We start from the raw sequence: 7,426 nt of genomic DNA, 5'->3' as shown, positions 1-7,426 counted from the left end.
TAGATATGATTGGGGTACTTCTTGATATGGAAGCTTATATGGGAATGTCCTTAATTGAAGTATTACGTGAAATGATTTTCTTTACTTCAACAACGAAATATTATGAAATAACTGGTGGAATGGATAAGTTATCGAATGCATTCTTACCACAATTAAGGGAACATATTTTAATGCAGTATAAGGTTGATAAAATTATACAAGAAGATAATAAAGTAATGTTACAAGGAAATCATGAACAAACGTTAGAGCAATTTACAATAACAAGTGATTTTGCTATTATTACAATTCCATTTTCAGCGTTAAGGTTTGTAGAAGTTCAGCCATACTATTTATTCTCTTATTTTAAAAAAAGAGCAATTCGTGAATTAAATTATATTGCTGCAACTAAAATTGCAATAGAGTTTAAAAGTAGATTTTGGGAGAAAGCGGGACAGTGTGGAGGTAAATCTATTACTGATTTACCGATACGTTTTACATACTATCCGAGTTATGGCATTCATACTCCAGGACCAGCTATCGTTATAGCAAGTTATACGTGGGCAGATGAGGCGTTAACATGGGATAGTCTCCCGCAAAGAGATCGTATTCGTTACGCATTAAAAAATTTAGCGGAAATATACGGTGACATCGTCTATAGTGAGTTTGTCACTGGAACATCTTTTAGCTGGAGTAAAAATCCGTATTCTTGCGGTGCATTTACAGCTTTCGAACCAGGCCAAGAGCTCGAGTTATTTCCGTATATTACACCACCATCTGGAAAAGTACACTTTGCAGGAGAGCATACGACATTAACACATGGGTGGATGCAAGGGGCAATTGAGTCTGGAGTTAGAGTTGCATATGAAGTAAATGAACAGTGAATCTCTTATATTTACAAATGGTCATTCTTTTAATAAAATAATAAGTATAAATCGTAATTATTACGCTTTGAATACATTTGAAGTAAAGAAATGGATGGTCGGTTGAATGAATAAAGTGGAGATTCATATATTAGGTGGTTTTTTAGGTAGTGGAAAATCAACATTATTACAAAATTTATTGTTAGCAGAGAAAAAGAAGAATAGAAAAGTTGCAGTATTAATGAATGAAATTGGTGAATACTCAGTAGATACAGATATTATTGGAAAAGAGAATGTTTTAAGAGAACTTCTTAAAGGATGTATTTGTTGTACGTTAAAAGAAGAGCTTGAAATACAATTACATTCGTTATACCAACAAGAAAGACCAGATGTAATTTATATAGAAACGACAGGTGTTGCGCATCCAATTGAAGTGTTAGACGCGTGTGTCTCGCCAATTTTAGCTCCTTTTCTGGAAGTGAAATCAATTGTAGTCGTTTTAGATGCAGTAAGGTGGTTAAACCGAAGTATATTAAGTGCAAATGTACAACAGCTATTGCATGAGCAACTGAAATTTGGTAGTCACATTCTTGTTAATAAAGCAGATTTACTAACAGATGAAGATAAGAACACAGTATTTGAAGAAGTAAAGGCAATAAATGATCATGCGAAAATGTATGAGACAAAGTATTGTAATATATCTTTAAAAGATATAGAAGAAGCAGAATTTCCAAATGATGAGGAACATGAGACACTACATGTCAAACAGCATTTACATATACAAACGATGACATATCAATTTACGAAACCGATTGATCAAGACAAATTATATGAATGGCTTTCGAATTTACCAGATAGTATTTATCGAGTGAAAGGTTTTGTGAAATTCCGTGGAGATAAATACCCTCACCTATTCCAATATTCGTTCGGAGTACCAACTTTATTAGAACAAGACTTCGGTTTCCCGACAAACTTAGTAGTAATAGGAGAAGGACTAGATAAGAAACAATTGGCTGAAGGGTTAGAGAAAGTAGAACTTAACTCTAATTAAGGGGAAAAGACTAACTTAAAAATAAGTTAGTCTTTTTGTATGGTCATTACTGAAATGAAACAGTATTTTCAATTGGATTGCAGAATATATATTGATTGTATGTCCGTTTCCATTACATAGGAAGGTGATTATATATTTGTGCCGAATGTAGAGGGTACTACAAGAGTTTTCCATTATCTATCGAATTAGTTAGTCATGATTACGGACAGGGGATTTTGGCGTGTTTGATTCTATCAGAAAGTAAAGTATGGGGAGGATCACAATGTCGATGAAAAAACGTAAGTGGCTAAAGACAATGTTTACTGGTTGTGTTTTAGGTTCGTTATTAATAACGGCAGCTTGTTCAGGAAAGAAAACAAGTACAGAGGATGAAAAAACGATTAAGGTAGGAGTTCTTGCTTCTTTAACAGGACCGCTAGAATCGTATGGAAAACAAACAGTGAACGGATTTGAATTAGGGTTAGACTATGCAACTGGTGGAACTGGGAAAGTAGATGGGAAAAAGATTAAGTTTGTTGTAGAAGATACAGAAACGAAAGCTGATGTAGCAGTTAAAAAAGCTACGAAGTTATTAGAAGAAGAGAAAGTTGATTTTTTAGTTGGATCGTCTAGTTCAAGTGATACGTTAGCGGTTTTACCACTGGCCGGGGAATATGAAAAGATTATGGTTGTAGAACCGGCAGTTGCGGATAGTATTACCGGGAAGAACTGGAATAAATATATTTTTAGAACTGGAAGAAGTTCCTCACAAGATGCGATTGCAGGAGCAGCGGCAATTGCGAAAAAAGGTGTAAAGATTGCGACATTTGCCCCAGATAACGCTTTTGGTCGTGAAGGGATTGCTGCATTTAAAGCGGGTGCGAAAAAATTAGGTGCGAGCATTGTGAATGAGCAATACGCGGATACAAATTCAACAGATTTTACAGCGAATATTCAAAATATCATTAGTTCAAAACCAGATTATTTATTTATCGTTTGGGCAGGGGCAAATTCACCTTGGAAACAGTTGAAAGATATGAATGTGGAAGCGCAAGGTATTAAAATTTCTACAGGTGCGCCAGATATACCAGCATTAAAAACAATGGATGCATTAGTAGGTATGCAAGGTTTTTCTGTATATTATCACACACTTCCAAAAAATAAAGTGAATGATTGGCTAGTTGAAGAGCATAAAAAACGTTTTAATGGTGTAGTGCCAGATTTGTTTACAGCGGGAGGAATGTCAGCAGCAATTTCTATTGTAGAAGCCTTAAAGAAAACAAAAGGTGATACAGATGTAGATACCTTGATTAAGAAAATGGAAGGAATGGAATTTGATACACCGAAAGGAAAGATGAAGTTTAGAGAGAAGGACCACCAAGCGATGCAGACGCTGTATTCTATCACATTGAAAAAGCAAGATGGTGTTGATTATCCGGTGCCAGTGTTAGAGCGAGAATTAACGATGAAAGAAACAGAACCACCAGTTCAAAATAAATAGACTGAATTTTCTGTTGTTTTTGTATAAAGAGGGGGGACCCTCTTTATACATATTTCCTTCATACTCACGGCTTTAAAGGGAGGGATTTCGTGACACATTTGCTAGAGACGAAAAATCTTAGTGTATCTTTTGGTGAACATCAAGTTATTAAAGATGTAAATTTAACTGTCCAAAAAGGAAAGCTCATTTCTATTATCGGGCCAAATGGTGCGGGGAAGACAACATTATTTAATTTACTAAGTGGACAGATTTCACCTACAACAGGTGAAGTGTATTTTAAAGGGCAAGATATTACAAAACTATCGATTCCAGATCGAACACGCTTAGGAATCGGTCGCTCTTTTCAGCTTACAAACATATTCCCAGAATTAACGGTACTTGAAAATGTCCGTTTAAGTGTTCAATCATTCGTACAAGATTACTATAGTTTTTTCCCGAGTTCAGCAAAATTAAAGCAACAAGTTGGAGAGGCGAGACGTTTCTTAAAAACAGTATTACTTCACGAGAAAGAGAACATATTAGCGAAAGATTTGGCACATGGAGAGAAAAGAAAGCTAGAACTTGCGATGTTATTGGCTTTAAAAACGGATGTGTTATTACTTGATGAGCCGACGGCAGGTATTTCGGTTGAGGAAGTCCCTGCTATATTACAAGTGATTGAAAATATTAAGAAACATCCAGAGAGCACAATTGTACTTATCGAACACAAAATGGATATGATACTAGGTTTGTCAGATCATCTTATCGTTTTATTTCATGGAGAGTTATTGGCTGAAGGATTGCCAGAAGAAATTATGAAAGATGAGCGTGTACAAAGTGCTTATTTAGGGGGATTATATAGTGGCACTATTACAAGTGAATAATATAGAAACGTATTTAGATCAGTTTCATATTTTGCAAGGAGTATCTCTTGCTGTTGAGAAAGGGACGATTACTGTACTGTTTGGTAGAAACGGGGCAGGGAAAACAACGACATTACGTTCAGTTATGGGATTTCACCGCATTGCAGATGGTGAAATTTATTATGATAGTGCAAAAGTAAGTGGATTACCTACACATTTAATTTCAAGGAAAGGAATAGGGTATGTACCAGAAAATCAAGGTATTTTTCATGATTTGACAGTAGAAGAAACATTCGCTCTTGCTAGGGGAAAAGGTGAGGAAGTAGAAGGGAAAATAGAGTGGATGCTGGAACTATTTCCGGATTTAAAGCAGTTTTGGAATAAGAAAAGTGGGCTCTTGAGCGGAGGGCAAAAGCAAATGTTGGCTATTTCAAGAGCGTTTATTAATAGTGATGGATTATTACTTATTGATGAGCCGAGCAAAGGGCTATCCCCGATAATGGTGGAGAAATTAATGGTAGCTATTTTGAAGATGAAAGAGAAAACAACAGTTTTACTTGTTGAGCAAAATTTTATGATGGCTAGTCAAATTGGTGATTATTTTTACATTATGGATAACGGACGAATTGTTCATAACGGTTTTATGAATGAATTAAAAAAGGATAAGGAAATGTGTCATAAATATTTAGGAATCTCTTAACATGAATCCGAGGTGAAAAGGATGGATGTGTTAATCAATTTATTTGTAAATGGGATTTCAACAGGGATGCTCATTTTTTTGTTAGCATCAGGTCTTTCACTTATTTTCGGTCTAATGAGCGTTTTAAACTTTGCACACGGTGGTTTATTTGCATGGGGAGCATTTACAGGTGTTTGGTTATTTAATATGACAGGAAGTTATATATTAGCTTTAGTTGGAGCAGTAGCCATGGGAATGTTCCTAGGATTTATTTTAGAAAGGTTTCTTATTAGACCGGTATATGGAAATCATGTTCGACAGCTGCTCGTTACGCTTGGAGGAATGCTCGTTCTTAGTGAGTGTATTAAAATATTTTGGGGGCCAAACCCTATTAGTGCAAAATTACCGTTATGGTTACAAGGAAGTTTTACATTCGGAGGTATTATATTAATTAAATATCGTCTATTTGTTATTTTGATTGGGATAATTATTTACATCGCACTACTACTATTACTCAAAAAGACGAAGATAGGTCTTATGATCCGTGCAGGTGTAATGGATAAAGAAATGGTTCAAGCGCTTGGTATTAATGTAAAAGCGATATTTTCTTTCGTCTTTTTATTAGGAGCAGGGATGGCAGCTTTGGGAGGATTCTTATTAGCACCGTATTCGGGCGTTATTTTCGCCGAGATGGGCATGCAGTATGCAATTTTAGCTTTTATAGTAGTAATTATCGGTGGATTAGGAAGCGTACAAGGTTCAGCTATTGCTTCTTTAATTGTCGGATTAGCTGGTGCTTTTACAGCGTATTTTATACCAGATTTATCACTTGCAATTAATATGTTAATGTTACTATTTTTCTTAATAGTGAAGCCAACTGGACTTGTTGGTGAAAAGGGGTGAAATGGTGAACAACACATCGGACCGAATTAAAGTATACTTCGGAGTATGTATGCTCATTTGTTTAAGTGTATTTCCGTTCGTAAATGATTCACGGAGCCTGTTAATTTTGTTCACTCAAATCTTCATCTTTGCTATTTTTGCAATGAGTTTTGATGTATTGCTTGGGTATACAGGAATTGTATCGTTCGGTCATTGTATGTTCTTTGGGATAGGAGCATATGGGGTAGCGCTTTTATTTGATCGACAAGGCGTATCAATAACGAACTTTTTAATTGGAATAGTAGCTGCAATTATCGTTTCAGCAATCGTTAGTTATATAATTGGTTTGCTTTCTTTACGATTGAAAAGTCATTTTTATGCAATGTTAACACTTGCTATTTCACAGTTGTTTTTCGTCCTTGCTGAAAAATGGCGTGGGCTCACTCACGGAGGAGATGGTTTTACATTTGGGGTACCAGAAATATTCCGTGATCGTTTTACTTTTTATTATGTATCACTTGTATGTTTATGCTTCATTTTTATTCTATTACGTCTTTTTACAAAGTCTTCTATTGGGAAAGTATTAAAGGCAATTTCACAAAATGAACAACGTGTTGAAGCACTTGGATATAAAGTCCTCCATTATAAAATAATCGCAAGTGTAGTGGCAGGAATAGTAGCTGCAATTAGCGGTGGTTTATTTGTTATTACATTACGCTTTGTCAATACGACTGTATTTTCAATTGAAATGACACTAAATGCACTCTTGATGACAATGATTGGAGGAGTCGGAACATTAATTGGAGCTATTGCTGGATCTGGGATTATTGAATCCCTAAAATATTATTTATCAGAACTAGCTACAGAGTATCCGATCTTTGAACGATGGACGATTATTCTTGGTTTATTGTACATTATCGTATTGCTAGTTTTCCCGAAAGGATTAGTTGGCACGGTTAAGGGACTGAAGAATATGAAACGGAATAAGAAGGAGAAAAGTGCAGAAGTGGAGCAAAATATGTGAAAAATCAATTGTATAGAATATAAAAATCCCTCTTTTAGATTCATAAAGGAGGGATTTTTTATTAACCAAATAGTTCATCAGGGATTTGTTTGAAAGAGTTTTGATTTGTAAAAAAATGAACAGCTAATTTCTCAATTGGAACATCTTCAATTGGTACCAATTTATCATTTTTAATCGGTAAAAAAGCTATTCCTTTTCCATCATCAATAAACGCTTCCATAAGCGAATAAGAATCCAACTGTTGAAGTTGTTGCTGAGATAGATTATTTTCTTTTAGAAATTGTATTGTCTTATTCCTAAAAGGGCACTTTTTGTCATTGCTAACGAAGAAAATTTCTTTTGAAAAATCAATGGTACATTTTTCTTTCGCTTTTAATAAGCCTACAGAAATTGAGGTCGTGAACACTTTTTTAAACGATGCGTCAGGATAATCCTCATAAGTTATGACCATATCAACTTTTTGTTGCTGGAGTAATTTTTGCAAATGACTACTACTTTCTACATATATTTGATAATTTCTGAAGTTTTCTTCAATACGCTTACTTAAATAATTAGTCAAAATCGATTGTGACGTCGCGATTATATAAGAAGAACCACTCGTTTTAATTTCATCTTTTACTTCTTCTAAT

8 protein-coding genes are annotated in these 7,426 nt (G+C 34.9%); 7 read left to right on the top strand and 1 reads right to left on the bottom strand.

The window, feature by feature from the left end; genetic code table 11:
• The 7 genes from ABWK52_RS21800 to ABWK52_RS21770 all read left to right on the top strand — a co-directional run.
• Nucleotides 1–860, top strand: an 860-nt coding sequence (locus ABWK52_RS21800) for a flavin monoamine oxidase family protein (RefSeq protein WP_353772126.1), incomplete at its 5' end; no start/stop codon positions are given.
• Between the two features lie 106 nt (nucleotides 861–966).
• Nucleotides 967–1,890, top strand: coding sequence for a CobW family GTP-binding protein (locus tag ABWK52_RS21795; RefSeq protein ID WP_001044941.1), 924 nt, complete (start codon nucleotides 967–969; stop codon nucleotides 1,888–1,890).
• A 262-nt stretch (nucleotides 1,891–2,152) separates the two neighbouring features.
• Nucleotides 2,153–3,370: a substrate-binding domain-containing protein gene (locus tag ABWK52_RS21790; protein WP_000062005.1), complete on the top strand. Its 1,218-nt coding sequence runs from the start codon at nucleotides 2,153–2,155 to the stop codon at nucleotides 3,368–3,370.
• A gap of 89 nt (nucleotides 3,371–3,459) precedes the next feature.
• Complete coding sequence (locus tag ABWK52_RS21785; protein WP_087968031.1) at nucleotides 3,460–4,233, top strand: ABC transporter ATP-binding protein; 774 nt, start codon at nucleotides 3,460–3,462, stop codon at nucleotides 4,231–4,233.
• Nucleotides 4,211–4,912 (top strand): ABC transporter ATP-binding protein, encoded by a 702-nt coding sequence (locus ABWK52_RS21780; protein ID WP_001196696.1) that lies wholly within the window; start codon nucleotides 4,211–4,213, stop codon nucleotides 4,910–4,912. The genes ABWK52_RS21785 and ABWK52_RS21780 overlap by 23 nt, the downstream gene beginning before the upstream one ends.
• A 21-nt stretch (nucleotides 4,913–4,933) precedes the next feature.
• The gene (locus ABWK52_RS21775; RefSeq protein ID WP_000382787.1) at nucleotides 4,934–5,794 is read left to right on the top strand and encodes a branched-chain amino acid ABC transporter permease; all 861 of its coding nucleotides are present in this window, start codon (nucleotides 4,934–4,936) and stop codon (nucleotides 5,792–5,794) included.
• 49 nt (nucleotides 5,795–5,843) lie between these two features.
• Complete coding sequence (locus ABWK52_RS21770; RefSeq protein ID WP_141537362.1) at nucleotides 5,844–6,797, top strand: branched-chain amino acid ABC transporter permease; 954 nt, start codon at nucleotides 5,844–5,846, stop codon at nucleotides 6,795–6,797.
• A gap of 61 nt (nucleotides 6,798–6,858) precedes the next feature.
• On the opposite strand, the gene ABWK52_RS21765 is transcribed toward ABWK52_RS21770, so the two are convergent.
• A partial coding sequence (locus tag ABWK52_RS21765) for a LysR family transcriptional regulator (protein WP_353772125.1) occupies nucleotides 6,859–7,426 on the bottom strand: 568 nt, incomplete at its 5' end.

This window comes from Bacillus sp. AP50 (assembly GCF_040492675.1).
GTDB lineage: Bacteria > Bacillota > Bacilli > Bacillales > Bacillaceae_G > Bacillus_A > Bacillus_A cereus.
The sequence above is the reverse complement of the archived record's forward strand: the minus strand, read 5'-3'. Positions and strand labels throughout refer to the sequence as shown.